Source organism: Citrobacter amalonaticus, assembly GCF_001559075.2.
In the GTDB taxonomy this organism is placed as follows: domain Bacteria; phylum Pseudomonadota; class Gammaproteobacteria; order Enterobacterales; family Enterobacteriaceae; genus Citrobacter_A; species Citrobacter_A amalonaticus_F.
This window is the reverse complement of record NZ_CP014015.2, coordinates 2,354,444-2,380,787: the sequence shown is the minus strand read 5'-3', so window position 1 is coordinate 2,380,787 and position 26,344 is coordinate 2,354,444. Positions and strand designations below refer to the sequence as shown.

Below are 26,344 nucleotides of genomic sequence, written 5' to 3'. Positions count from 1 at the left end.
CGTTGCGCACATCGAATAAGTATAGCCATAAAAAAACCGACGCTTTTGGCATCGGTTTCTGAGGGTTAGCTGTCGGTCAGCGCATGCTGGTACTTGTGCAACATGCCGGTCAGTCGTTTCACCGGTTCGGTGACCTGCGGCGGCGCTTCCCAGACTCGCAGTTTTTCCTGGTACACGTCCAGCTCATCCAGTAGCTGACCAAAATAGCGTCGGCGCTTGTCGTCATTCACGGCTGAAATGACATGATCCGCCGTACGACGCAACTGTTGATGAAATGCGGAAAGATCGTCGTTGACCGGAATCGGCGCATCTCGCAGACGCTGGTGCGCAATGATCATCGTCAGCGCCAGGCGGAACTTCGGCAAATCACCGGGGAATTTATTCATTAACAGAAACAACTGCTGATAAAGCGCGGGAAGATGGTTTTCTTTGCGCCGGACCACGTTAGTGGTCATCGCTGACACCGCCGCAGAAACAAACTGGTTGAGCAGCACACGACCCGTACGATCGCGAGAATTATCGCGCACAATCACAATGACCAGAAAGGCCAGTACGCAGCCCACAATCTGCCCTAACGCACTGTCCAGGAACTGACTGAAGTGGAAGGTCATCGGGTTATCCAGCACGATAATGTTAATGGTACTGGCCAGCGCGCCCATCGACCCCAGTCGCCGCTTCTGTACTTCGATCCCCAGAAAGAACCCCAGCACTGCGAGGCTCAGACAGAGCAACAGCATGCTCTGCTGGGTATTGGGGAGGATCACCAGAAAATAGAGCGCCCCCAGCGGCAGCGCGGCAAGCGTACCGTAGATAAAGTCGATAGCGACCATGCGTGGGTTCGGCAGACGCATCGCCAGCGAAGTCACTACCGCAATCATCACCATCGCGCCGTTACCAGAAGTCCAGCCGGTCCACAGCCAGAACAGCGTTCCCAGCACACAAGAGAGCGTGGTGCGCCAGAAGTTCACCATGGCATGGTGACGTTCCGCGGACTCGACTTTCACCACCGGTTCTCCCTGCAACACCTCCTCTTCCGTAGCGCTGATTTTGGTATTGCTGATCACGCCGCGCTTTAGCAGCAGATAACGCGTTGCCGCCCCAGCCCAGGTATACAGCGTGACGGGCGTTTCACGCTCGCCGGTCCAGGCAATCACCCGGCGCAGGCGCTTAAGCTGTTTATGCACATCCTGCGCGGTTTCAACCGGCATGGCGAAAAACTCGCGAAAGGTATCGGTGATCAGCTCAGGACGCGTGTTCTGGATCAGATAAGTTTCACAGGATTGCGTAATCATGGTCAGCGACAGGGTATTGATCGCCTTCAGGCGGCGATTCGCCCGCGCCCAGCGGGAGGATTCCATGTTCAGGTTGCTGCGCATTCCTTCCAGCGCCGTGGCCCGGCGCACCAGATCGCCCCAGGCCTTGTCCACTTCTTCACTATCGCCATGTTTAATGCACAACTGCATCAGTTGGTACTGCGCCACCAGCAGGCTATCCAGCTCACGATCGACCTCTTGCTTGATCGATCGTGGAGAAAAGAGCAGATCCGCAATGATGGCGCAGACAATCCCGATGACAATCTCGCTACAGCGTTCTACGGCAAATTGCGGCGTTAACAGCGGTTCGGTTTGAATAGTGATGACAATAATCAGCGCGGTGTAGCCCGATAACCCCCACGCATAGGAGTTCTCAATGCGCACCAGTGAAGAGAGCCAGGTACAAAACCCCGCCCAGATACAGCACACCAGAATCATCAGCAGCGGTGCGCGGATCATCGCAATGATGATCACCAGCGCCGCAATACAACCCATAAAGGTGCCGACAATGCGCAACATCCCGCGATAACGAATCGCGCCAGAATACGGTTCGCCGCCGGCGGCAAAGGCCGGACCCGCCGCAACAATCGCCGCCGTCAGCACCGCCCAGCGTGGTGTTTCAAGCTGAAAGTGAAAACCGACAAACAGCGCAAGGACAATCGCGCAGGCCAGTTTGACCGCAAAGCGAATGTGCTGATTGGCGATGGAAAAAATGCCCATCGCGATTAACCAAATTCGCGCAGACGGTGCGCCATTTTACGGAAGAACGAGTCATTGTTTTCGTCACGATCCTGCTTACCGGTGATCACGACAGTCGCGGTGGTACCGGCTGGCCACAGGTTTTCCTGTTGATCGTCAAGCTGGATACGCACCGGAACGCGCTGTGCGAGGCGTACCCATTCCAGATTGGAATCGATCGTCGCCATGCCTTTGTCATCGCGTGTGCTGCTGGCATTGGTGACCCCTGCCGCGATGCTATCGACTCTCCCTTTTAACACCTTATTGCTACCCAACGGGGTAATTTCGGCACGATAACCCGGACGGACGCCCTCCAGCTTGGTCTCTTCCATATAGGCCAGCACATAAAAGGAGTTCTGTTTCACCAGCGCCACGGCGGTTGAACCTCGGGTAATAAACTCACCGGTATAGACGTTCAGGTTGGTCACCCAGCCATCCGCAGGCGCGCGAATGACGGTACGTTCGAGATCTAACCTGGCGAGGTCGCGAGTCGCCTGCGCTTTGGCAAGCTGATGTAATACGGTTTGCAGAACGTTGTTGGCCTGATCAATCTCTTCACGGGACATGGCCTGGACGCCAAGACGGTTACGGCGTCCGGCTTCCTGGCGTTTCTCTTGCGCCAGCACCTGATAATAGGCAACGTCGGCTTCGGCCTCTTCCAGCGCTTTTTGGTAGCGTGGTTGATCGATGGTGAACAGCACCTGATCTTTCTTCACCAGTTGATTATCATGCACCTTAACGGTAGTGATGAGTCCGGCAACGTCCGGCGCGATGGCAACCACGTCTGCGCTGAAGCGGGCATCACGCGTCCACGGTGATTCGGTGTAATAGACCCAGGCGCGGAAAATAGCGATGAACGCCAGGATGACCAGAACGAGGGTAATGGCCGTACGGGAGATTTTTCTTGTCAGCGTTTTCACTTCAACCTCAAACGAACAGGCGCGATATCAAGTAAAAGAGACAGCAATACAGCGCAGTATTAAACAGAGCCGGATGCCAGACAAAATCATAGATGCCCGTAGGCACCAGCACCCGGCGCACCAGCCAGAAAATCGCCAGTGACAGAAGCAATTCAAAGAATATCGGTGGGAAGGACAGACCAAACACCACGATAACGGGAAACAGACTCATGTTGACCTTGATATTGTAGAGAGTGCAGGCGATACCGTTTTCAGCGAATGTCGACGCGGAGAAGGGCAAGGAAAGCCAGGCGAGAGCGACATAGCCTTTATTTGAATAATAATATATTACCGTAACTGTTATGCTGTTATCTATAATATGTGATCTAAATCACTTTTAAGCCAGAGTGAATAATGGAACGATTAAAGCGCATGTCGGTGTTCGCGAAAGTGGTGGAATTTGGTTCTTTCACGGCCGCCGCCAGACAGCTACAAATGAGTGTTTCGTCAATCAGCCAGACGGTAGCAAAACTGGAAGATGAACTTCAGGTCAAGCTGCTGAACCGCAGCACGCGCAGCATTGGGCTTACCGAAGCCGGGAAAATTTATTATCAGGGCTGTCGGCGTATGCTGCATGAAGTGCAGGATGTTCACGAACAGCTTTATGCCTTTAACAACACGCCGATTGGTACGCTGCGCATTGGTTGTTCTTCAACCATGGCACAAAATGTCCTCGCGGGGATCACCGCCAAAATGCTCAAAGAGCACCCTGGCCTGACGGTCAATCTGGTCACCGGCATTCCGGCACCCGACCTGATTGCCGACGGTCTGGATGTGGTTATCCGCGTGGGCGCCCTCCAGGATTCCAGTCTGTTTTCCCGCCGCCTGGGCGCAATGCCGATGGTGTTATGCGCGGCGAAAAGCTATCTCGCCCAGTACGGGATACCGGAAAAACCGGCCGACCTCACCAACCACTCCTGGCTGGAATACAGCGTGCGTCCGGATAATGAGTTTGAGCTGATCGCACCGGAAGGGATCTCCACGCGACTGATCCCACAGGGACGGTTTGTGACCAACGATCCAATGACCCTCAACCGCTGGCTGACCGCCGGTGCGGGGGTCGCCTACGTCCCGCTGATGTGGGTGATCAACGAGATCAACCGGGGCGAACTTGAGATCTTACTGCCGCGCTACCAGTCCGATCCGCGCCCGGTCTATGCGCTATATACCGAAAAAGACAAACTGCCGCTGAAGGTACAGGTAGTGATCAACTATCTGACCGACTATTTCGTCGACGTGTCGCAGATTTTTCAGGGTATGTACGGTCGGGGAAAAGAGAAATAGGCATCTTCTTGAGGCAAGACAATAGCGGATAACGGCCAAAAAGCCCCGTTATCCGCCAGCAACACGCCATCCGTCTGACTACGCCTCATCCACCCAAATCCGCATCTCCCCTTCGCCGCGGTTGGCCCAGCTAAACCATGGGATAAATGTCAGTGTTTGAGCCTGACACGCGCCAGGGGCGGTGTCATAGTGCCACAGCGACTGTTCACCCGGCTGCGTCGGGCATTTTCGCGCTCCTTGCGCCTGGAGCAATATCTTGTGGGCGAAAACGCCTTTCCCTTCGATAAGGGTAAACACGCTCTCTTTCGGCAAGCTCAGATTATGCAGCAACGCGCCGTTGTCGGCCTCTTCCAGACAGTACACCAACGGCCCACGCTGTAGCGCAACTTTTCCCGCCACGTGGCGCACCTGCGGGTTGCCGTAAACACGGCGTACCGGCATCGGCAGCGTTAACGTGAGGATGTCGCCCGCCCTCCAGTCACGGCGGAGATGCAGATAGCCCTTGCGTACCTCACCCTCGACAGGCAAACCGTTGAGCAGTACCTGTGGATTATTGCACCAGTCCGGCAGTCGCAGTGCCAGCGTATGCGCCACCGGCTGTGGGGATTCAATACTTATCTCCACCCGTTCCTGCCAGGGGAAATTACCTCTAATCTTCAGGCCCAGCTCGCCGCCATTAACCGGAACCGTTACGCTGTTGCCAATATACAGGTTGATGTAAAGCGCTTCCGGGCGCGGCGTATAAATATAGTGACCAATAGAGGTCAGCGTTCGCGCGATGTTCGGCGGGCAGCAGGCACAGCCAAACCAGCGCTGACGAACAGGTTTAATGTGATCGTAAATATGGTTGAATTTCAGTACGTTTGGCTGCACTTCCAGCGGATTCACATAGAAGAAATGCTTGCCGTCCAGCGCCATGCCGCCCAGCACGGTGTTGTAGAGCGCGCGCTCCATCACATCGGCGTACTGGCTGTCGGCTTCCATTTCCAGCATCCGGCGCGCGAACATCATCAGGCCGATGGAGGCGCAGCTTTCAGCGTATACCGTATCGTTCGGCAAATCGTAATCGCAACTGAACGCTTCGCCGCGCCCCTGCGAGCCGATGCCGCCGGTGATGTACAGCTGGCGTTGCGCCATGTTTTTCCACAGCCGCAGGCAGATCTGGCGCTTCTCTTCGTCCTGACTCAAGCGCGCCAGATGCGCCACGCCGGTCATCAGGTAGACAAAACGCACCGCGTGACCGATGGCCGTCTGTTGCTCCGTTAACGGTAAATGCGCCTGGCTGTAGTCTTTATCGTGCGTCATCCAGCCCGCGCCGTAAATCAGCCAGTGCGACGTGCCGCCGCGTTTTTCAAACTCAATGTCGTAATAGTGCGGCTGCGTACCGCGCGCTTCAACAAAATAGCGCGACAGATTCAGATAGCGCGATTCCTGTGTCACTTCATACAGCCGCATCAGCGCCAGTTCCACTTCCGGATGGCCGGGATATCCGTGCAGCTTGTGCTCTTCTTTGCCGAACACGCTGTCGATATAGTCAGCAAAGCGGCACACCACGTTCAGCAGGCTACGCTTGCCGGTGGCCTGAAAGAAGGCGACGCCCGCTTCAATCATGTGTCCGGCGCAGTAAAGCTCGTGGCATTCGGCCAGATTGCTCCAGCGTTTGTCCGGCGCTTTGGCGGTGAAATACGTATTCAGATAACCGTCTTCACACTGGGCGGCGGCAATCAGCTCGATCACCTCATCGGCGGTTTTCTCAAGTTCTGCATCTGGCTTCTGGCACAGTGACCACGCCACCGCCTCCAGCCATTTCGCCACGTCGCTGTCCTGGAACACCATGCCGTAAAACTCCCCTTGCTGCCGCCCGGCGGCAATGCGGAAGTTTTCAATCGCATGGCTGGGGTCCGCTTCCGGAATACGATCGTTCAACGCATCCCACTGATAAGGGATGACCACATCGCGCACCAGTTGCTGGTACTGGCCGAAAAACGGATCGCTGACCTTAAGCCGGTGGAGATCCACTTCCATGATTTCAGGTTTCATTTTTTGCTCCTACAGGGCCCGGGCGTGACGCTGGCGTAAATCATCGGAAATACGGGCCATCATCGGGTTATTGAGTTTACAGGCGCGGATGGACAGCGCCAGCAGCAGGTGGAACAGTGCAGGCAGCAGACTTTCCATGGAGAAAATCCCCTGCAATGACGCGGGCGTCTGGTTTTCCGCCCCCGCCTTGTAGGCGACGGCAATAAACACCAGGCTGATAATCCCGGCGCTGGAGGCCCACGCCAGCTTGATAAAAAACAGGTTGAAGGCGAAATTCATGCCGGAGGATCGCACGCCGGTTTTCCACTCGCCGTAGTCGTCGGCAAAGGCCATCAGTGAAAAGTGCAGTGGTAGAGTAAAGCCAAGGATAATGCCGTTACCGAGGATCACGACCAGCCATAATGTCTGCCAGTCAGGACTGGCGGGCAGAAACCACATAATGACCGCAAGTAAAGCTAACACCAGGTTGGTGTAATAGTAGAGTTTGACCGTATCAACGCGGCGCGACAGCAGGTTAACCATCACCGAACCGATAATGGAAGCGAACGTTACCATGGTAAAAAACAACGACGTATAGGCGGTGCTGCCCTGCAACACGTAAGTGATGAAGTACATGTAGCCGCCGCCGCGAATATTGAACACGTTAATCAGCAGAAATGACATCAACAGCATCAGCAGTAACTGGTCGTTTTTGCGCAGGCCCGCCAGATGTTCGCGCAGGGAAAAGTGCCCCATCATGTTGAGCGACACCCGCTCACGCACCCAGAAGAAGCAGCACAGGAACATCACCACCGCGACGGCGCACAATACGCCGACGCCAAGCTGATAACCCTGCGCGGTGTTGCCATCACCAAGCGTCTCCACCAGCCACGGCAACCCAACGGAGACCAGAAAGCCCGCGACGCCGCACAGAACAAAGCGCCAGGACTGGCAGGCGATCACTTCAGAGTGACGCGTCGTCATGGTATTGATTAGCGCGCAGTAGGGAACGTTGATCGCGGTATAGCTCACCGAAAGCAACAAATACGTGCCAAAGGCCCAGGCGATTTTGATCCCCATTGATGCATCCGGGACGGTAAAGGTCAGCACCCCAATAACGCCGATGGGCACGGCTATCCACAGTTGCCATGGGCGGAAACGCCCCCAGCGGCTGCGGGTACGGTCAGCAACCACGCCCATAATCGGATCGGAAATAGCGTCAAAAACACGCAGTACTAAAAACAAGGTGCCAACCAGCGCGGGGGTCAACCCGAAGACATCAGTATAGAAAAAGGTTAAAAAGTTCATGATCAGGCAGGTGATCACTGTGCCACCTGCATCGCCCAGCCCGTAGCCGATCTTTTCGCGTATCGACAATTTTTCGTCGGGATGACTTCCGGCAATATCCGTTTCCGTCAGTGAAGTAGAGGTCATATAAAGGTTCCTCGTCTGAAGCAGATTTATCCCGATAAATTCACAGGATTCCGGTTTTAATAAGAAAATTCAGATGTAATTTTGCCCGGAATTACCGTGTCAACAAGGCGATAAACAGGTATAAAAAGATGACGATTCCGACCTGCTGGCAAAACTGTGAGGCCGATCGGTGAATATCAAATAACTTTTTATTAATCATAGAGAAAGGTTATTTTTATCTAAAAAAACGCGAGAAATTACATATCCATGCTTGATTTATCCATAGCGCTTCCGATTAGGGTACAAAACGGCGGTTTGTTTATCTCGCGCGGCGTAGGTAGCCACCCGGCACGCAGGCTGGAATCCTGGGAGTTGATTTTTGTACAGCAGGGGACGCTGACAATCAGAGAAAACGACGTCCTGTTTGAGGTTAAGGCCGGAGAAAGTTTGTTGCTATGGCCCCGGCGCCGCCACGTCGGGATAGGGGATTTCCCGCCGGATCTCACATTTTACTGGGTGCATTTTGACGTGCTGCCAGCGACCACCAATCCGACGCAGTTACTATCGCTACCGCAGCATATCAGCGTCAGCAGCCCACAGTATGTCATGTCGCTGTTTCGTCAGTTTTTAAGTGAACAGGAAAACAGACGTCACGGTCCGGCACTGGAATTTATTCTGTTGCTGATTTTGCAACAAATCGCCTCTGCGGTGGGGAGTGAAACCCACGGTGATAACGCCGGTGTGGCGCTGGCCTATAAGGCGCGTAAACATATTCGCACACAATATCACCTGCCAATCTCGACGTCGCAACTTGCCCGGGAGTTGCACTGCAATGCCGATTATCTCGGGCGAGTCTACCGACGGATATTTCACATGACGATGACAGAAGCCATTCATCGCCAGCGCGTCAGCGCCGCAGAGAAGCTATTGATTAGCGATTCGCTGGCATTAAGCGAGGTGGCACAGAAGTGTGGATTTAATGACGTCGGCTATTTTCGGCAGATTTTTCGTAAACACACTGGACTGACGCCAGCTGCGTGGAAACGCCGGTATTGTAAGGAACATATCAACTCAGACTGAAGCCAGAAATGGCCGGATGGGGCGTTTATCCCCATCCGGAAAATGGCGTTACGCGGTGCCCCCCACCGTCAGGTTATCGACCTTCAGCGTCGGCTGACCAACGCCAACCGGCAGGCTCTGACCTTCTTTGCCACAGACGCCGACGCCGTTATCCAGCTTCAGGTCGTTCCCGACCATCGAAATCTGCTGCATCGCTTCGATACCCGAACCAATCAACGTGGCCCCTTTCACCGGCTTCGTCACTTTGCCGTTCTCAATCAGATACGCTTCTGAGGTAGAGAAGACGAACTTACCGGAGGTGATGTCCACCTGACCGCCGCCAAAGTTTGGCGCATAGATCCCGTACTCTACGGACTCAATGATCTCTTGCGGCGTGGATTTACCCGGCAGCATATAGGTGTTGGTCATGCGCGGCATCGGCAGATGCGCGTAAGACTCGCGGCGGCCGTTTCCGGTCGGCGCAACGCCCATCAGGCGCGCATTCAGTTTGTCCTGCATATAACCTTTCAGAATGCCGTTTTCGATCAGAACGTTGTACTGACCCGGCGTGCCTTCGTCATCAATGGCCACCGACCCGCGACGATCCGCCATCGTTCCATCGTCCACCACAGTGCACAGTTCAGAGGCGACCAGTTCGCCCATATGACCGCTGAATACCGAGGTGCCGCGACGGTTAAAGTCCCCTTCCAGACCATGCCCCACCGCTTCATGCAGCAGTACGCCCGGCCAGCCGGCACCCAATACGACGGGCAACGTCCCGGCAGGTGCGGCAACCGCGGACAGGTTCACCAGCGCCATGCGCACGGCCTCTTTCGCCCACGCGTCGGCGCGGACATCGCCATCCAGATCGGCGAGGAAATAATCGTAGCCAAAACGCCCACCGCCACCGCTGGCGCCGCGCTCACGTTTACCGTCTTCTTCCACCTGCACGCTGACCGACAAACGCACCAGTGGACGCACATCGGCGGCCAGCGTCCCGTCCGTGGCGGCAACGAGGATCAATTCATACACGCCGGTCAGGCTGGCCGAGACTTCCTGTACTCGCTTATCCGCTTCGCGGGCGACTTTATCGACGCGGCGCAGAATATCGAGCTTCTCTTCACGGCTCATGCTTTGCAGCGGATCGACAGAGGTGTACAGCGCCGGATACTCCACGGCACCGAGAGTCTTCACTTTCCCGTCGCCATTGTCACGCACGATGGTACGCGCGGCGCGCGCACTCTGTTCCAGCGCCTGCAGACTGATCTGGTCAGCATAGGCAAACCCGGTTTTTTCACCGCTCACTGCGCGAACGCCAACGCCCTGATCGATATTGTAAGAACCATCTTTAATGATGCGGTCTTCTAAAACCCAGGATTCGTGATAGCTCGACTGAAAATAGAGATCGCCGTAATCAAGACGACGTTCGGCCAGTTGGCCCAGAATGGCGAACAGATCCTGATGTTTCAGGCCGTTCGCCGCTAGCAATTGTTCACTTACCAGGTTCAGACTCATCGTTATTGCTACTCGTTAGTGACTGCAGATAGAGGATCTATGTACTGAGAGTGGGGCAATTCCTTGCCCCCGTCAAATCATTGCGAATTTTCTTTCCGCGGCTGGCGCAGGACTTCGTTGATCTGTGGTTTATCGAGTGGACCGGTGATCCGATAGCGCAGAATCGAGACTTTACTCCACAGCGGTCCAAGCACTTTACTGGCGGCAAAGACTGCCGCGCCAACGATCGGGTTCACCGCAAACGCGGCGGCGACCCCCACCGTGGCGGAGATTTCCGGTGCCACCACCGCTTCAACATCCAGCTCGCGGCGCACCAGGTTGACCGAGCCTTTCATGGCGATATCCGCTTCCAGTCCGTCCACCAGCGTGTCGTCGGTATGCAATATGCCGTCTTTGATCCAGGCGGTGCTGCGAATGGAGTCGAAGTAAAATCCTTCATTGAAGGTATCGCTAAAATCGAAACGCAGTTTACGCAGCAGGGCGTCAAAGCTCAGCAGGCGCAGCAACTGCCCCGCGTGACCGGTGCTTAGCTCGGTGATCTCCCCTTTGCCCAGGCGGGTGCGGATAATGCCGTTCAGCGAGGCTTCCTCCGGCTTCCACGGCGGGTTGCGCCAGTGCAGATCGTAATCCACATTAAACGAGGCGTTGCGAATCGGTGTCGAAACGCCAAAGAATCCGGCCGCCGCATCAATCTTGTTACCCCGTAGTTTCCCTTTTAAAGAGGTACGCTCGCTGCCAGGGGTGTTCACCCACTGTCCGTCCGCCGTCAGTCGGGTGAAGCCGGTATCCAGCAGGCCGTTACTCAGGTTCAGGGTGTCGCCCTGAATGGCCACATCCGCATCGATGCGTCCGTATTTCTGTCCCCACATCCAGCACTCTTCACAGCGCAACTGCACGTCAGGCCAGCCGCGGAAACTAAAGCGTTCTACGGATGCAAATGGCGAAGCCGGCGCGTCGCTGTTATCCGTTTTAGCCACGGAGGGGTTGTAATAGAGGTATTTGATGTTTGCCAGCCACGGCGCGTTATTGCGCATTGCCAGCGTTGCGTTGATCTCACGCCCCTGCGCCTCGACTTTAGTGCCATTCGACGCCGGTTCAGAAACGAGGCTCAGATTGTTCCACTGTTGTCCCCCCAGCGTTAACGCTGGCGTGCGCAGCGTAATATGTTGCGGGAAATTCGCGTTGGCTCCGACGTTGTCCGCCGCACCTTTCTGGAACAGGGCCAGCCACTGTGCGCCATCCATCGCGGGTAGATTCAGCTCAATACCTTCCTGTTCAGGCAAAGGCGGTGCCGTCCGGCTTTCGGCCGTCCAGATCGCGCGATCCAGCGTCAGCTTCTGATTCAGCAACCAGCGGCTGTTAAAATGATTTTCCTGTCCGGCGCTACCGGTCAGCGTAAAGCTACGCAGGTCGCCGGTTGCTTTAATTTTGACGGGTAACGCCTCACCGGCTTTTTTATCCAGCGGAGAAGGTAAGTGACTACTTACATTCCTGAGATCGCCGTTCAGTTCAATGTTGTACGTTGTCCCGGAATGATACGGCAGGTCGATACCCACTTTACCGTCCCACGCCAGGCTGCCGCTGAGCGCGTCATTGACCTGCGATGGCAATACGCCGGTACGAGCGGGCTGCCAGTTGCCGTTGAGATTCACCGCGACCTGATAGGCTTTCGTTCCTTCCGTGGTGGTGAAATCAACGTTCACCGGCTGATTAAACCAGTTCGCCGTCATCGACTCGCTTTTCAGATTGCCATTGGTAAAGCTGAATTTGCCGCTGAGGTTTTTCAGGGTGCTGTCGAGCGGTTTGATAAACAGGCTATTATCGCGCAGCGACACATCACCTTTTGCGGTAACCATTTCGCCGTCCAGCGGGATATCCAGATGTAAGCGAGCATTCACATCACCGTCGATCTGCAACTGCTCAAGCGTGGCGCCCAGCGACGACTTCAACGGCGTGTCATCAAAATACGGCCCCACCGCCTTGCCCGGCCCCTGAATATCGGCGTCAATCAGCAGCTTCTCTTTGGCGTAGTCCGGGATGATCGCCGTCAGATTCGTGGCCTTCACGCCGCCTAAATTGACGCCATCGGTTTTCATCCACAGGCCGTCGTTAAGGAAATCCAGCTCGATATTCAGATCGGTCAGCGCAGGCCAGTCCGGCTGAAAGGCAAATTTCGCATTGCGCAGTGGGACCAGCACTTCAAACTGGCCTTCGTTGTGCTTGTACGGGAACAAATGCGGATTACCGCCGTACACCAGCGTCGCGTTATCCGCTTCTCCCCCCTGAATCGCGCCGCCGAGATAGTCCACCAGCGCCTTGCCCATCAGATTTTCCGGGAAGTAACGCCAGGCCTGAGAGCCGTCATCGGTGCTGATACCCGCCAGAATCCCCAGCCAGGGGTCATCGCCTGTCGGCTGCAGATAGCGGAAGCCGCCGCGCGCGTGGACCGCTTTCGCTTTCACATCGATATTACGTCCGTCCAGCTGAAAACCGTTGTCATTCTTCAGCCAGTTCAGCGTGGCAACGCCGTCTTCAATTTCTAATGGCGCACGGAAGACCGTTTCGTAGGGCATTTTTGCCTGTTTCATCGACGCGGTCAGCGCGCCATTTTCCACGCTCCCGGAGAGCGTTCCGGAGAAGTTCTCCGCCCCCGGCAATAGCTTCCACTGTTTCCACGCCAGATCGCGCCATGAGGCCTGAAAACGTGTCTTTTCCGTGGCCTGAAGCGGGATATCCAGCGCCAGGGTATCGATATTTCCACTCGGTTGGGTGGCAAGCCAGATATCACCCAGCGCGGGCGAAAGCTTAGACACCATCGGGCGCAGCCCCTCAAGTCCGGCCAACTCCAGATGGCTGGCGCGGATGCGCAGTTCGTCACTGCGCTTGCCGTCTGCGCCGCCGACTTCCTGCTCGGGGATCCAGGCGAGCTGTAGCGCTCCGCGCGGCCAGGCCTTACCGTCCATCGTGATGCGGGTATCGGGAATAGAAAACTGCCAGCCCGGCTGTTCACGACTGATATGCGCCGTCAGATTATCGACAGAGAGCATATGGAGGTTATTGTCGCCTTTCCAGCTCGCGCCCCCCTGTTTCAGCCAGACGTCGCCACCGGCGATCTCTCCTTTGCTGATGGTCATCCAGCCTTCGAGGCTAAAGCGCGCAGTCTCCAGCGCCACGTTATCCTGCATCCATTTGCCCAGCCACGGTTTCACGTCGATATCGTCGGCCTGCAGCCAGACCCGACCATTATTCAGCAGCCCTTCATCATCACGCAGATCCATGCGCACCTGCATGACGCCGTGCTGACCGGTCAGACTGGAGAGGCTGACTTGTCCCTCCGCGCGGTGGCGATTTTTACCATTAACCCAGGTGAGTTGCGGAATCGCCAGTTCGGCGCGCTGCCCGGAGAGCGTCAGAAAGCTGATTTGACTGTCACGGAGATCGAAGTGATCGAACTGGCGCAGGAAAAGATCGTTGATTCGGCTGGCCTCCAGCCCGTCACCGCTTTCGCTACGTTCAATCGGCGTGTTGGTACGGAAATTCAGTTGCCAGAAAGTAAGATCGCGAAATTGCCAGCGCATGTGCAGCAAGCTCTGCCAGACATCCAGCGCCAGGGTAACGCGTTTTACCGAGAATTCGCCGCCGTCTTTCAGCTCCGCGCGAATATCACGTGCTTCGAGGGTGGGACCAAAATTTTGCCAGTTGGCAGAGATCTGGCTGGCCTTAACCGGCAGCCCCGTCGCAGACTCAATTTTGCTGAGGATCGTCGGACGCCAACTGTCGAGATGCGGTAATGCCAGGCGCAAACCACTGACCAACAGCGCTACGACAACGACGAGCGCGGCTCCAGTGAGCAATAATATCCCCGGCAATCGCCTCACGCGTCTCTCCTTGTCTGCCTGAAAATGCGCCGCCCGTCACGCGGCACCGTATCGGTTTACATCATTACGACGTCAAACTGCTCCTGGTTATAGAGCGGTTCAATTTGGACTTTCACCTGTTTGCCGACAAAAATCTCAACTTCCGCCAGCGCGTGCGACTCTTCCCCTTTCAGGGTTTCTGCCACTGCCGGAGAAGCATAGACCAGGAAGCGGTCGGAGTCGTAGGCGTGGTGCACACGAACGATCTCACGCATGATCTCATAGCAGACGGTTTCCACCGTCTTCACCGTGCCGCGTCCGTGACAGGTCGGACACTCGTTGCACAACACATGCTCCACGCTCTCACGCGTGCGCTTGCGCGTCATCTCCACCAGACCCAACTGCGAAAAACCGTTAATGCTGGTTTTCACCCGATCTTTACTCAGCGCCTGCTCAAGCGAATGCAGTACCCGGCGACGGTGATCCTCATTATTCATGTCGATAAAATCGATAATAATGATGCCGCCGAGATTACGCAGTCGCAACTGACGGGCAATCGCCTGGGTCGCTTCAATATTGGTGTTGAAGATGGTGTCATCAAGATTACGATGGCCGACAAACGCGCCTGTGTTGATATCGACGGTGGTCATCGCTTCAGTTTGATCGATAATCAGATAGCCGCCGGATTTCAGTTCAACTTTTCGCTCCAGCGCACGCTGGATCTCATTCTCAACGTCAAAGAGATCGAAAATCGGCTGGCGTCCGCTGTAATGCTCCAGCTTGCTGGTCATTTCCGGGATGTACTCCGCAGTAAACTCCAGCAGGGCTTCATAGGTCAGACGGGAATCCACGCGAATGCGGTCTAACTGTGCGTCAGCAAAATCACGCAGCACACGTTGCGCCAGCGCCAGCTCGCCATACATCTGGTAACGCGTCTGCGGGCGCTTTTTGCGCTCCATCACCTTGGTCCAGACGCGCTTGAGATACGCGGCATCTGAGGCCAGATCGTCTTCACAAACGCCTTCTGCCGCTGTGCGGATGATAAACCCGCCCTGCTCATCGCAGTACTCAGCGACCACTTTCTTCAGACGCTCACGCTCGGCTTCACTTTCGATACGCTGAGAAACGCCCACGTGCGAAGCGCCGGGCATAAAGACCAGATAACGAGACGGCAAAGTGATGTCGGTGGTCAGACGCGCGCCTTTGGTGCCTAACGGATCTTTCACCACCTGCACCATCAGATCTTGCCCCTGACGCACCAGCTCCGAAATATCGCGAACGGTGAACTGCTTCTGCTCTTCACCCGCCACGCATTCGGTGTGCGGCATAATATCGGAAGCGTGAAGAAACGCGGCTTTATCCAGCCCAATATCTACAAAAGCCGCCTGCATACCCGGAAGTACGCGACTGACCCGACCTTTGTAGATATTGCCTACAATCCCGCGTCGCGCTTCGCGCTCAATATGAATTTCTTGCAGAATACCGCCATCAATGTACGCCACGCGTGTTTCCGATGGCGTTACGTTTACCAACAATTCAGCCGTCATGTTTATCCCTTTTCTCACGCAGTGAGTTAAAATTGCTCAGCAACTCATACGTTTCAACCAGCGGTAAGCCGACCACGGCGTGATAGCTGCCATTTATCTTCCTGACAAAACAGCCACCCCGCCCCTGAATACCGTATGCACCTGCTTTATCCATCGGTTCACCGCTGGCGATATAGTCAGCGATATCCGCATCCGTCAACGCTCTGAACGTCACCTCGGTCATCACCAGGCAATCGAGCACATACTGGCTATCCGCCAACGCAACGGCCGTCATCACCTGATGCGTTTGGCCGGACAACTTGCGCAACATCAGCGCCGCATGGTGTGCGTCACGCGGTTTCTCTAACACTTCACCGTTGAGGATAACGATGGTATCCGCCCCCAGCACAGGGAGATCGCGCGGCGTCTGCGCCACGCCGGCCTGGGCTTTTTCCCGCGCCAGACGCGACACATATTGCTGTGCGCTTTCTCCCTCGCCACGCGTTTCTTCGATTCCCGTAACAATACGCTCGAAAGAAACACCTAACTGCGTGAGCAGTTCCTGACGACGCGGCGAACCGGAAGCTAAGTATAGAGATGTCATAGAAACCTTTATTGCACTGCAAATTGCTGGCGGACTTTACGCATCAGCAAGAAAAGCCACGGCCAGAGCACACCGTTGACTACACTACTCCAGAACACTTCAGGTCTGAAAGAGACGTTGATCACTAAAAACTCTGACCAGAAAACAATAATATCCACCACCAGCGAAAGCAACATCACCACCAGCGCCTGCTGCCAAAGCGCCAGATTGCGAAAGAGCTGAAATTTCAGCGCAACCAGGTAAGCGATGATGCTCATCGACAATGCCCGCACGCCGAGCGTGGAACCACTAATGAGATCCAGTATGGCACCCATCACGAAACCTGTGCCCACATTGACGCGATGCGGCAGGGCGAGGATCCAGTAGAGTAAAATGAGCAGCACCCAGTTTGGCCGAAAGACAATGATCTCATCCGGCCAGGGCATCACTTGCAGTAACAGTGCGATAAAGAACGAGAGCCAGATAACCCAGCGACCCTGGCTACGATAGCTTGCCACTACTGGCCTCCCGGCGCACGCGCTGGAGGCGGCGTCGCACCCGCTGGCGGAGCGGCAGGTGATGACGTGATACCGGTCGCTGGCGCAGGCACGGGCGGCGGCGGCCCCATCATATCCGGAGACGGCAACACTTGCGGCATCATCTGCATCAGACGTTCATTCGCCACACGATGCACCTCTTCCGGCGTCATCGGGTTGGCACCGTTACGGTCGGCCCCCCACAGCAGCAGCAGATAGCGCAGACGCTGTAAGCCCGCGGTAGGACGCGCCTGAATCACGGTGTAAGCACGTTGAGTATCCAGCTTAACGGAAGAGACCACCGCAACCGGATAGCCTTCCGGGAAACGACCGCCCAGACCAGACGTTACCAGCACATCGCCAACGCGAATATCGGTATTGGCTGGCAGGTGTTCGAGTTGCAGATCGTCGGTGCAGCCGTTACCAGCCGCGATCACCCGGATGTCGTTGCGCAACACCTGAATGGGCAACGCATGAGTAGCATCGCAAATCAGCAGGACGCGGCTGGTCAGCTTCGCCACCGCGACGACCTGACCGACAACGCCTTTATCGCTGATTACCGGCTGGCCTTCGTAAACCCCGTTCACGCTGCCTTTGTCGATAACCACCTGGTCGCTGTAGGGATCGTTAACCGTGGAGATGACCTGCGTCACCATCTTTTGTTCATCCTGACGCAGCGGCGAACCCAGCAGCTCGCGCAGCCGCGCGTTCTCCTGTTTGTACTGCCCCAGCATCAGCAATTCACTGTTTTTCAGCAGCAGTTCCTGGCGCAGCGCCCGGTTTTCAAGCTCAAGCTGGTCGCGTGATGCGAGCGTTTGCGAGACGCCATCAAGCAGTTCACGGGGACCATTGGAAATAAAGTAGAAAGGACTGACGGCGGTATCCATGTACGTACGGATCTGACTGAACGTACCCAGGCGGCTGTCGGCAATAATAACGCCGAGCGCCACCAACACCGCCAGAATAAGGCGAATCTGTAGCGAGGGGCCACGGCTAAAAATTGGCTTCATAAGTTTGCGTATTCTCGTATCAGAGTCGGCAGGACAGCGTGACGCTCTCCTGCCGGCACCCGATTACTCTTCGCTGAACAGGTCGCCGCCGTGCATGTCGATCATTTCCAGCGCTTTGCCGCCGCCACGCGCCACACAGGTCAGCGGGTCTTCAGCGACAACAACTGGAATACCGGTTTCTTCCATTAACAGACGATCAAGGTTACGCAGCAGCGCGCCACCGCCAGTGAGCACCATTCCGCGCTCGGAGATATCAGACGCCAGTTCCGGCGGGCACTGTTCCAGTGCAACCATCACCGCGCTAACAATACCGGTCAGCGGCTCCTGCAGGGCTTCCAGAATCTCGTTAGAGTTCAGGGTGAAGCCGCGAGGAACACCTTCTGCCAGGTTACGACCGCGCACTTCGATTTCACGCACTTCGTCGCCCGGATAGGCAGAACCGATTTCATGCTTGATACGTTCTGCGGTGGCTTCACCGATCAGGGAACCGTAGTTACGGCGCACATAATTAATGATGGCTTCATCGAAGCGATCGCCGCCGATACGGACAGAAGAAGAATAGACCACACCGTTCAGGGAGATAACGGCGACTTCCGTCGTACCGCCACCGATGTCCACAACCATCGAGCCGGTTGCCTCAGAAACAGGCAGACCCGCACCGATTGCCGCCGCCATCGGCTCTTCAATCAGGAAGACTTCACGGGCGCCAGCGCCCTGTGCGGATTCACGAATAGCACGACGCTCAACCTGAGTGGCACCAACCGGTACACACACCAGCACGCGCGGGCTTGGACGCATAAAGCTGTTGCTGTGCACTTGTTTGATAAAGTGCTGGAGCATTTTTTCAGTCACGAAGAAGTCGGCAATAACACCGTCTTTCATTGGGCGAATAGCAGCAATGTTGCCCGGCGTACGACCCAGCATCTGCTTCGCATCATGACCTACTGCAGCCACGCTTTTCGGTGAACCGGCACGATCCTGACGAATGGCCACAACGGAAGGCTCATTCAATACGATGCCTTGTCCTTTTACATAAATGAGGGTATTCGCGGTACCCAGGTCAATGGACAAGTCATTGGAAAACATGCCACGAAATTTTTTCAACATACTAAGGGATAATCCTGAAAGCTGGGGCGGAAAACAAAATCCGCTTACTTTACCAACCACACGCAGCAGCGACAAGGCGCAAAAATCATCTGCTACGGTGAAAATTAGTGCAGTTCGTTTCCTTTGTTACAAATCTCTACCTGAGTCCCTCAGGGCTGAGCACTTCAGCAGCAATCCTCGCCCTCATTTGCAACCGATTTAAGGTCATTCACCTGCATGTGTGCTGTTACAAAATGGCGAGCAGACAAGCACACCCCCATGAAGGCACAGCGCGCGTTATTCTACGTGAAAACTGAACAAACGGCAGGTTAAACCGAGTATCTTTGAGAATATTTTTTCACATTGGTATCCAGCGGCTGGGAGGCGGCAAAAAAATCCCCCTGTCCACCGGAAACACCACGCGCTGTCAGCGTCTGCCACTCACCGCGCGAACGTACGCCCGTTGCGTAAACCTGGGTGCGAGTGCCTGAGCACGCCTCCACCAGGCTTTGAACCAGCAACTGGTTTTCCGTTCGCTTCTCAATGTTTCTGACCAGGCTCGGATGGAGCTTGATCAATTCCACATTGAGTTCTTTAATCCAGCTGGTGCTCACCAGCGTTAAACCCGCCTGCGTGACGGCAACCCGAACGCCCAATGCATTCACTAAACGGATAACGGGCTGCAACCGGCTGATGTGTTGACCTACATCCGCCTCCGCAAGTTCAATAATTATGCGTTTTCGTTGCGATTTTTCACACTGCATCAAGGTATCGCGCAACCAACGCTGAAAACGCGGGCGAATCAGTGACTCTACCGTCACCTGCATCGCCAGATTCTCTTCAGGCCAGTAGTTCAACAGCGGGATGACGCGGCTTATTTGTAAGCGGTCATACTCTTCTGATAAACCGAACTGTAAAACCATCGGCATGTATTCCGCCGTGCTGACCTCTTCATTACCATCAAAGATGCGGCACATCAGTTCCCGATGATGCACGTGTCCGTCGCGGCTGACGGCCGGTTTCTGATAAATTCGCGGGCCGCCACGGCTGAGCATCTGCTCAATCAGCGTCCGCCAGCGCACGTTGCCACGCCCTTTTTCCGGCAGAGAGTCGTCATACACCGCCCAGCTATTTCCGCCCTGCAACACGGCATTGCGGGTTGCCGCCTCCGCATGTTCCATCACCTGCTCAGTCGACTGCCCGCTACGCCAGGCGCAAATGCCGATATGTACCATATCGTCACGATCGAGCATTTTATTAGTCGGAAGTGCATCGACCGCTTTTAAAAGTTGTCCGGCTACGCTTTCCGCCTCTTTCAAAGTGCGGTGCGGCAGCAGAACGGCAAAGTCGCTGCGATGGTAGCGCGCCAGTAGCGACCCCGGATAACGCATCATAAAGGTGGACAATAAATTGATCAGACTAAACAGTTCTTCTTCGGCGAGGTTACGTCCCCAACTGTCGCGCAACAGGTTAAAGTCCGGCAGGCGAATCATCATCACCACGCCATGCGCGCCGACCTTCTCCTGATCGTCCAGCAGCGTCGCCAGTTGGTTGTCAAAAAAGAGCCGATTGCTGAGGCCGGTTTTGGTGTCCTGGGCGGCGTAAGAGCGAATCAGTGTATCAAGACGGCTCCGCTGCTCCTGGGCGCTCTGGATTTCGGACAGCAGCATATCCAGCGCGCTACTGGTGCGCGCCGGCCATTCATAGACCGTACCCCGTACACTGGCTCCACGTTCTCCATTCAAAATTCGCGTCGAACGTATCTCCAGCAGTTCCTGACCGGAAAGTTGACGCTGAAGCCAACGTACCGACAGAAACAGCATCAGCACAATAAAGCCAATGGCCAGCGTGAGCGGTGCCGTCGTCATCAGTGAATGAAAATAGTTACCCATCGGATCCTGATAGACCAGATCCATCGTCATTCCTGGATGCTTCATCAGCGGAACCGAGAGCTCGCGAAAGAGATTGCTGGTGCCAACCGGGCGATAGCTGCTGTTACGGGTTTGGCTATAAATGACCTTTTCGCCCTGCAACAGATCGACGCGTACGACGTCGGCTGACACCATCAGTTCGTCGATTTGCGACGTTAACTGTTTGAAATCGCGCGAAACAAGATGCGTGTCAATGGCTGTCGCCACCGCCTGGACACGATGGGTCATCTTGTACTGGATGGCGTTGTAAAAGCTCAGCGAGCAGCCGATCAGGGTGACAAAGATCGTTAACCCGGTGAGCAGCGTGACAAAAGCTGAGAATTTCGTCGTTAATCGCATCCTTGAGTTAACTCCGACGGTTGAATTGCGACACGAAACTGCTTAACCAAACGCAAAATTCGTCCGGTTGCGCAAAGAGTGAGTGCATACTACCAAATCAGGTGTATCTGGCAATTTATTGCGTTGCATCGGATTCACGTTTCAATTAGCGAGTATAGTCTTCAGACGTCATTTTCCAATCCACCATGCAGAATTGAGGACAGGTTATGCAGGCTTTGATCTTAGAACAGCAGGACGGTAAAACCCTTGCTTCCGTGCAGACTCTCGAAGAAAGTCGGCTGCCGGAAGGCGATGTCACAGTGGATGTTCACTGGTCCAGTCTGAACTATAAAGATGCGCTCGCCATCACCGGAAAAGGAAAAATCATCCGCAACTTTCCGATGATTCCTGGCATTGATTTCGCCGGTACCGTTCGGACCAGCGAAGATCCTCGTTTTCATGCGGGCCAGGACGTGTTGCTGACCGGCTGGGGCGTTGGCGAAAATCATTGGGGTGGTCTGGCGGAACAGGCACGTGTGAAAGCAGACTGGCTGGTTGCGCTGCCACAAGGACTGGACAGTCGTAAAGCAATGGTGATCGGCACCGCCGGGTTTACTGCCATGCTGTGCGTGATGGCGCTTGAAGACGCGGGTATTCGTCCGCAAGACGGTGAAATCGTAGTCACCGGTGCCAGCGGCGGCGTCGGCAGTACCGCGGTCGCGCTGCTGCATAAACTGGGCTATCAGGTCGTTGCGGTGTCCGGACGCGAAAGCACCCATGATTATCTCCGCCAGTTGGGCGCAAGCCGTATTCTGGGCCGTGATGAGTTCGCCGAATCTCGTCCGCTGGAAAAACAGTTGTGGGCCGGGGCAATTGATACCGTGGGCGATAAAGTACTGGCGAAAGTGCTTGCGCAAATGAACTACGGCGGCTGTGTCGCAGCCTGTGGCCTGGCGGGCGGTTTTGCCCTGCCAACGACGGTGATGCCGTTTATTTTGCGCAACGTTCGCCTGCAAGGGGTGGATTCGGTAATGACGCCACCAGCACGCCGCGCTCAGGCCTGGCAGCGTCTGGTGAATGACTTACCGGAATCATTCTATGCACAGGCGGCGACAGAAATTTCGCTGGCCGATGCGCCAACGTTCGCCGAGGCCATCATTAATAACCAGGTACAAGGCCGTACGCTGGTTAAAGTGAAGTAAACGCGGACGCCGCAGAAATTTACACTTAATTAACGAAATTTCGCTGCGCACTGACAGACTCCCTGCCATAGTAACTACGCATTATGTGTACGCCGGGAGTCTGTTATGAAAAAATTACGTCCACTCACAGAAGCCGATGTCACCGCCGAATCGGCTTTCTTTATGCATCGCCGCCAGGTGCTGAAAGCGCTGGGGATCGGGGCTGCCGCGCTGTCGCTGCCGATATCCGCGCAGGCGGATCTGTTGAGCTGGTTCAAAGGCAACGATCGCCCACCCGCGCCCGCCGGCAAACCGCTGGAATTCAGCAAACCCGCCGCATGGCAAAACACGCTGCCTTTAACGCCAGAAGATAAAGTCACTGGCTACAACAATTTTTACGAGTTTGGTCTGGATAAGGCCGATCCTGCCGCCAATGCGGGCAGCATGAAAACCGATCCCTGGACGTTGAAAATCAGTGGTGAAGTGGCCAAACCATTAACCCTGGATCACGATGCGCTCACCACGCGCTTTCCTTTAGAGGAACGGATTTACCGAATGCGCTGTGTCGAAGCCTGGTCGATGGTGGTGCCGTGGATTGGCTTTCCTTTACATAAGCTGCTGGCGCTCGTCGAACCCACCAGCAATGCAAAATATGTCGCGTTCGAGACGCTTTATGCGCCGGACGATATGCCGGGACAAAAAGATCGCTTCATTGGCGGCGGATTGAAATATCCCTATGTCGAAGGACTGCGCCTGGACGAGGCGATGCATCCCCTGACGCTGCTGACCGTTGGCGTATACGGTAAAGCATTACCGCCGCAAAACGGCGCGCCTGTACGCCTGACGGTGCCATGGAAATATGGCTTTAAAGGCATTAAATCGATCGTCAGCATTAAACTGACTCGCGAACGGCCACCCACCACCTGGAATCTTGCTGCTGCCGATGAGTACGGCTTTTACGCCAATGTGAATCCGCATGTTGATCACCCGCGCTGGTCGCAGGCAACGGAACGATTTATTGGCGCAGGCGGGATTCTGGATGTCCAACGGCAACCCACCCTACTGTTTAACGGCTATGCCGATGAAGTGGCCTCGCTCTATCGCGGCCTGAATTTGCGGGAGAATTTCTAAGTGCGGCTGAGTGCAAAACAGATAACCTGGCTGAAAGTGGCGCTTCATCTGGCGGGATTGCTGCCGTTTCTCTGGCTGTTCTGGGCCATTAACAACGGCGGGCTCAGCGCCGATCCGGTAAAGGACATCCAGCACTTTACCGGTAGGACGGCTCTGAAATTTTTGCTCGCCGCCTTGCTGGTCACGCCGCTCGCACGCTACGCTAAACAGCCATTATTGATACGCACCCGTCGTCTGCTGGGGTTATGGTGTTTCGCCTGGGCCACGCTGCATCTGACCAGTTACGCGCTGCTGGAGTTAGGTATCCATAATCTCGGATTGTTGGGACGAGAACTGATTACGCGTCCGTATTTAACGCTTGGGATCATCAGTTGGCTCATCCTGCTCGCGCTGACGCTAACATCAACACAGGCGGCACAACGAAAATTGGGTAAGCGCTGGCAACTTTTGCACAACGTCGTCTATCTGGTGGCGATCCTCGCGCCGATACATTATCTGTGGTCGGTGAAGATTTTGTCGCCTCAACCCATCATTTATGCCCTGCTCGCACTGCTGCTTTTGGCCTGCCGTTACAAGAAGTTCCGCCAGTGGTGGCGCTAGTTTGGCGAACTGTGCAGTCGGTTACAAAATGCAGAGACTCGGATGTTATTTGTGTGTTAGCGGTTGATTATCTTCCCTGATAAGACCAGTATTTAGCTGCCAATTGCTACGAAATCATTATAATGTGCGACCTTGGCTCCCTGGACGGCGTTTTTAGACCGCTGAAAAGGTGACAATCGAGCATTGAAGGTATATTTTGTTTTTTGCCGGAGGATTGCAGCAAATCGCTGCATGTTAACCGACAAGTCTCACATGAATCGTTGAGGCGGAATATACCGGCGCCCTGGCTGGCAGAAGCCGTTTTGCCGTCAGGACTCACGCTTTACAGACAGCGCTTAACGCCTGTCACAATCACACTAAACAAAGAGTACGGAACCCACTCATGGATATTCGTAAGATTAAAAAACTGATCGAGCTGGTTGAAGAATCAGGCATCTCCGAACTGGAAATCTCTGAAGGCGAAGAGTCTGTACGCATCAGCCGCGCAGCGCCAGCAGGTAGCTTCCCGGTGATGCAACAAGCCTACGCTGCACCAATGATGCAGCAGCAACCTGCTCTGTCTAACGCAGTTGCTCCGGCAGCAGAAGCGCCGGCAGCCGCCGCAGCAGAAATCAGTGGTCACATCGTACGTTCCCCAATGGTTGGTACTTTCTACCGCACCCCGAGCCCGGACGCAAAAGCGTTCATCGAAGTGGGTCAGAAAGTCAATGTAGGCGATACCCTGTGCATCGTTGAAGCCATGAAAATGATGAACCAGATCGAAGCGGACAAATCAGGTACCGTGAAAGCCATCCTGGTCGAAAGTGGTCAACCGGTAGAATTTGACGAGCCGCTGGTCGTCATCGAGTAACGAGGCGAACATGCTGGATAAAATTGTTATCGCCAACCGCGGCGAGATTGCATTGCGAATTCTTCGTGCCTGTAAAGAACTGGGTATCAAGACTGTCGCTGTGCACTCAAGCGCGGATCGCGATTTAAAACACGTATTGCTGGCGGATGAGACGGTTTGTATTGGTCCGGCTCCGTCCGTAAAAAGCTATCTGAACATCCCGGCTATCATCAGCGCCGCTGAAATCACTGGCGCGGTAGCGATTCACCCGGGTTATGGCTTCCTCTCTGAGAACGCCAACTTTGCAGAGCAGGTTGAACGCTCTGGCTTTATCTTCATCGGCCCGAAAGCGGACACCATCCGTCTGATGGGTGACAAAGTGTCAGCCATCACCGCGATGAAGAAAGCGGGCGTCCCGACGGTACCGGGTTCTGACGGCCCTCTGACCGACGATATGGATGCGAACCGCGCCCATGCAAAACGTATCGGCTATCCGGTTATCATCAAGGCGTCCGGCGGCGGCGGCGGTCGCGGTATGCGCGTAGTACGCGGTGATGCCGAACTGGCTCAATCCATCTCCATGACCAAAGCGGAAGCGAAAGCGGCTTTCAGCAACGACATGGTTTATATGGAGAAATACCTCGAGAACCCACGCCACATCGAAATTCAGGTGCTGGCAGACGGTCAGGGTAACGCAATCTATCTGGCTGAACGTGATTGCTCTATGCAGCGTCGTCACCAGAAAGTCGTCGAAGAAGCACCGGCACCGGGCATTACCCCGGAACTGCGTCGCTACATCGGTGAGCGTTGCGCGAAAGCGTGTGTGGATATCGGCTATCGCGGCGCGGGCACCTTTGAGTTCCTGTTCGAAAACGGCGAGTTCTATTTCATCGAAATGAACACCCGTATTCAGGTTGAACACCCGGTAACTGAAATGATCACCGGCGTTGACCTGATCAAAGAACAGCTGCGCATCGCCGCAGGCCAACCGTTGTCAATCAAGCAAGAAGAAGTGCAGGTGAAAGGCCATGCGGTGGAATGCCGTATCAACGCCGAAGATCCGAACACCTTCCTGCCGAGTCCAGGTAAAATCACCCGCTTCCATGCGCCAGGTGGTTTTGGCGTGCGTTGGGAATCGCATATCTATGCCGGTTACACCGTACCGCCATACTATGACTCAATGATCGGTAAGCTGATCTGCTACGGCGAAACCCGTGACGTGGCGATTGCCCGTATGAAGAATGCGCTTCAGGAGCTGATCATCGACGGCATCAAAACCAACATTGATTTGCAGACCCGCATCATGAACGACGAGCATTTCCAGCATGGTGGTACCAACATCCACTATCTGGAAAAGAAACTCGGTCTTCAGGAAAAATAAGACTGCATCAACGTCAAAAGGCCGGAATTTCCGGCCTTTTTTATTTCTGGGGGTCGTCAATCCCATAAGGTACAA

General features: G+C 55.1%; 20 protein-coding genes. 7 read left to right on the top strand and 13 right to left on the bottom strand.

Going from position 1 to position 26,344, the window contains the following annotated elements:
• Positions 1-65: 65 nt before the first annotated feature.
• From aaeB to aaeX, 3 genes are read right to left on the bottom strand one after another with little or no spacing between them, the layout of a single operon-like run.
• Positions 66-2,033 (bottom strand): p-hydroxybenzoic acid efflux pump subunit AaeB, encoded by a 1,968-nt coding sequence (gene aaeB, locus AL479_RS11520; RefSeq protein ID WP_061076152.1) that lies wholly within the window; start codon positions 2,031-2,033, stop codon positions 66-68.
• A 5-nt stretch (positions 2,034-2,038) separates the two neighbouring features.
• Positions 2,039-2,971, bottom strand: a complete 933-nt coding sequence (gene aaeA, locus AL479_RS11515; RefSeq protein WP_061076151.1) for a p-hydroxybenzoic acid efflux pump subunit AaeA — start codon at positions 2,969-2,971, stop codon at positions 2,039-2,041.
• A gap of 7 nt (positions 2,972-2,978) precedes the next feature.
• Entirely contained in the window at positions 2,979-3,182 is a 204-nt protein-coding gene (gene aaeX / locus AL479_RS11510) for a p-hydroxybenzoic acid efflux pump operon protein AaeX (protein WP_000051841.1), read from the bottom strand.
• Positions 3,183-3,364: 182 nt separating this feature from the next.
• Here aaeX and aaeR point away from each other — a divergent pair, with 182 nt between their 5' ends.
• Positions 3,365-4,294 (top strand): HTH-type transcriptional activator AaeR, encoded by a 930-nt coding sequence (gene aaeR / locus AL479_RS11505; protein WP_061076150.1) that lies wholly within the window; start codon positions 3,365-3,367, stop codon positions 4,292-4,294.
• Between the two features lie 78 nt (positions 4,295-4,372).
• Here aaeR and AL479_RS11500 read toward each other — a convergent pair whose 3' ends face one another.
• Positions 4,373-6,334: a glycoside hydrolase family 127 protein gene (locus tag AL479_RS11500; protein ID WP_061076149.1), complete on the bottom strand. Its 1,962-nt coding sequence runs from the start codon at positions 6,332-6,334 to the stop codon at positions 4,373-4,375.
• A 9-nt stretch (positions 6,335-6,343) separates the two neighbouring features.
• Entirely contained in the window at positions 6,344-7,747 is a 1,404-nt protein-coding gene (locus AL479_RS11495) for an MFS transporter (protein ID WP_105291749.1), read from the bottom strand.
• A 246-nt stretch (positions 7,748-7,993) separates the two neighbouring features.
• On the opposite strand from AL479_RS11495, the gene AL479_RS11490 reads away from it, so the two are divergent.
• The gene (locus AL479_RS11490) at positions 7,994-8,806 is read left to right on the top strand and encodes a helix-turn-helix domain-containing protein (RefSeq protein ID WP_061076148.1); all 813 of its coding nucleotides are present in this window, start codon (positions 7,994-7,996) and stop codon (positions 8,804-8,806) included.
• A gap of 48 nt (positions 8,807-8,854) precedes the next feature.
• Here the strand turns inward: AL479_RS11490 and tldD are convergent, their stop codons facing one another.
• The 8 genes from tldD to csrD all read right to left on the bottom strand — a co-directional run bounded on the left by tldD (position 8,855) and on the right by csrD (position 21,168).
• Complete coding sequence (gene tldD / locus AL479_RS11485) at positions 8,855-10,300, bottom strand: metalloprotease TldD (protein WP_061069296.1); 1,446 nt, start codon at positions 10,298-10,300, stop codon at positions 8,855-8,857.
• 77 nt (positions 10,301-10,377) lie between these two features.
• Positions 10,378-14,178, bottom strand: a complete 3,801-nt coding sequence (gene yhdP, locus AL479_RS11480; protein ID WP_061076147.1) for an AsmA2 domain-containing protein YhdP — start codon at positions 14,176-14,178, stop codon at positions 10,378-10,380.
• A gap of 56 nt (positions 14,179-14,234) precedes the next feature.
• Positions 14,235-15,704: a ribonuclease G gene (gene rng / locus AL479_RS11475; RefSeq protein ID WP_042998334.1), complete on the bottom strand. Its 1,470-nt coding sequence runs from the start codon at positions 15,702-15,704 to the stop codon at positions 14,235-14,237.
• Entirely contained in the window at positions 15,694-16,287 is a 594-nt protein-coding gene (locus tag AL479_RS11470) for a Maf family protein (protein WP_061076146.1), read from the bottom strand. Before AL479_RS11470 ends, rng begins: the two co-directional genes overlap by 11 nt.
• A gap of 8 nt (positions 16,288-16,295) precedes the next feature.
• Entirely contained in the window at positions 16,296-16,784 is a 489-nt protein-coding gene (gene mreD / locus AL479_RS11465; RefSeq protein ID WP_042998336.1) for a rod shape-determining protein MreD, read from the bottom strand.
• Positions 16,784-17,812, bottom strand: a complete 1,029-nt coding sequence (gene mreC, locus AL479_RS11460; RefSeq protein ID WP_061076145.1) for a rod shape-determining protein MreC — start codon at positions 17,810-17,812, stop codon at positions 16,784-16,786. The genes mreD and mreC overlap by 1 nt, the downstream gene beginning before the upstream one ends.
• Before the next feature lie 63 nt (positions 17,813-17,875).
• On the bottom strand, positions 17,876-18,919 hold the full coding sequence (mreB, locus tag AL479_RS11455; protein ID WP_000913396.1) for a rod shape-determining protein MreB: 1,044 nt from the start codon (positions 18,917-18,919) through the stop codon (positions 17,876-17,878).
• 308 nt (positions 18,920-19,227) lie between these two features.
• Positions 19,228-21,168: an RNase E specificity factor CsrD gene (gene csrD / locus AL479_RS11440; protein ID WP_061076144.1), complete on the bottom strand. Its 1,941-nt coding sequence runs from the start codon at positions 21,166-21,168 to the stop codon at positions 19,228-19,230.
• 206 nt (positions 21,169-21,374) lie between these two features.
• On the opposite strand from csrD, the gene AL479_RS11435 reads away from it, so the two are divergent.
• The 5 genes from AL479_RS11435 to accC all read left to right on the top strand — a co-directional run bounded on the left by AL479_RS11435 (position 21,375) and on the right by accC (position 26,269).
• Positions 21,375-22,349 (top strand): MDR family oxidoreductase, encoded by a 975-nt coding sequence (locus tag AL479_RS11435; RefSeq protein ID WP_061076143.1) that lies wholly within the window; start codon positions 21,375-21,377, stop codon positions 22,347-22,349.
• Positions 22,350-22,454: 105 nt separating this feature from the next.
• Positions 22,455-23,459 carry a protein-methionine-sulfoxide reductase catalytic subunit MsrP gene (msrP, locus tag AL479_RS11430; RefSeq protein ID WP_061076142.1) on the top strand — a complete coding sequence of 335 codons (1,005 nt, stop codon included), beginning with the start codon at positions 22,455-22,457 and terminating at the stop codon, positions 23,457-23,459.
• Positions 23,460-24,059, top strand: coding sequence for a protein-methionine-sulfoxide reductase heme-binding subunit MsrQ (gene msrQ / locus AL479_RS11425; RefSeq protein ID WP_061076141.1), 600 nt, complete (start codon positions 23,460-23,462; stop codon positions 24,057-24,059).
• 382 nt (positions 24,060-24,441) lie between these two features.
• Positions 24,442-24,909 carry an acetyl-CoA carboxylase biotin carboxyl carrier protein gene (gene accB, locus AL479_RS11415; RefSeq protein ID WP_042998342.1) on the top strand — a complete coding sequence of 156 codons (468 nt, stop codon included), beginning with the start codon at positions 24,442-24,444 and terminating at the stop codon, positions 24,907-24,909.
• A 10-nt stretch (positions 24,910-24,919) separates the two neighbouring features.
• Positions 24,920-26,269, top strand: coding sequence for an acetyl-CoA carboxylase biotin carboxylase subunit (accC, locus tag AL479_RS11410; RefSeq protein WP_061076140.1), 1,350 nt, complete (start codon positions 24,920-24,922; stop codon positions 26,267-26,269).
• Positions 26,270-26,344 lie beyond the last annotated feature (75 nt).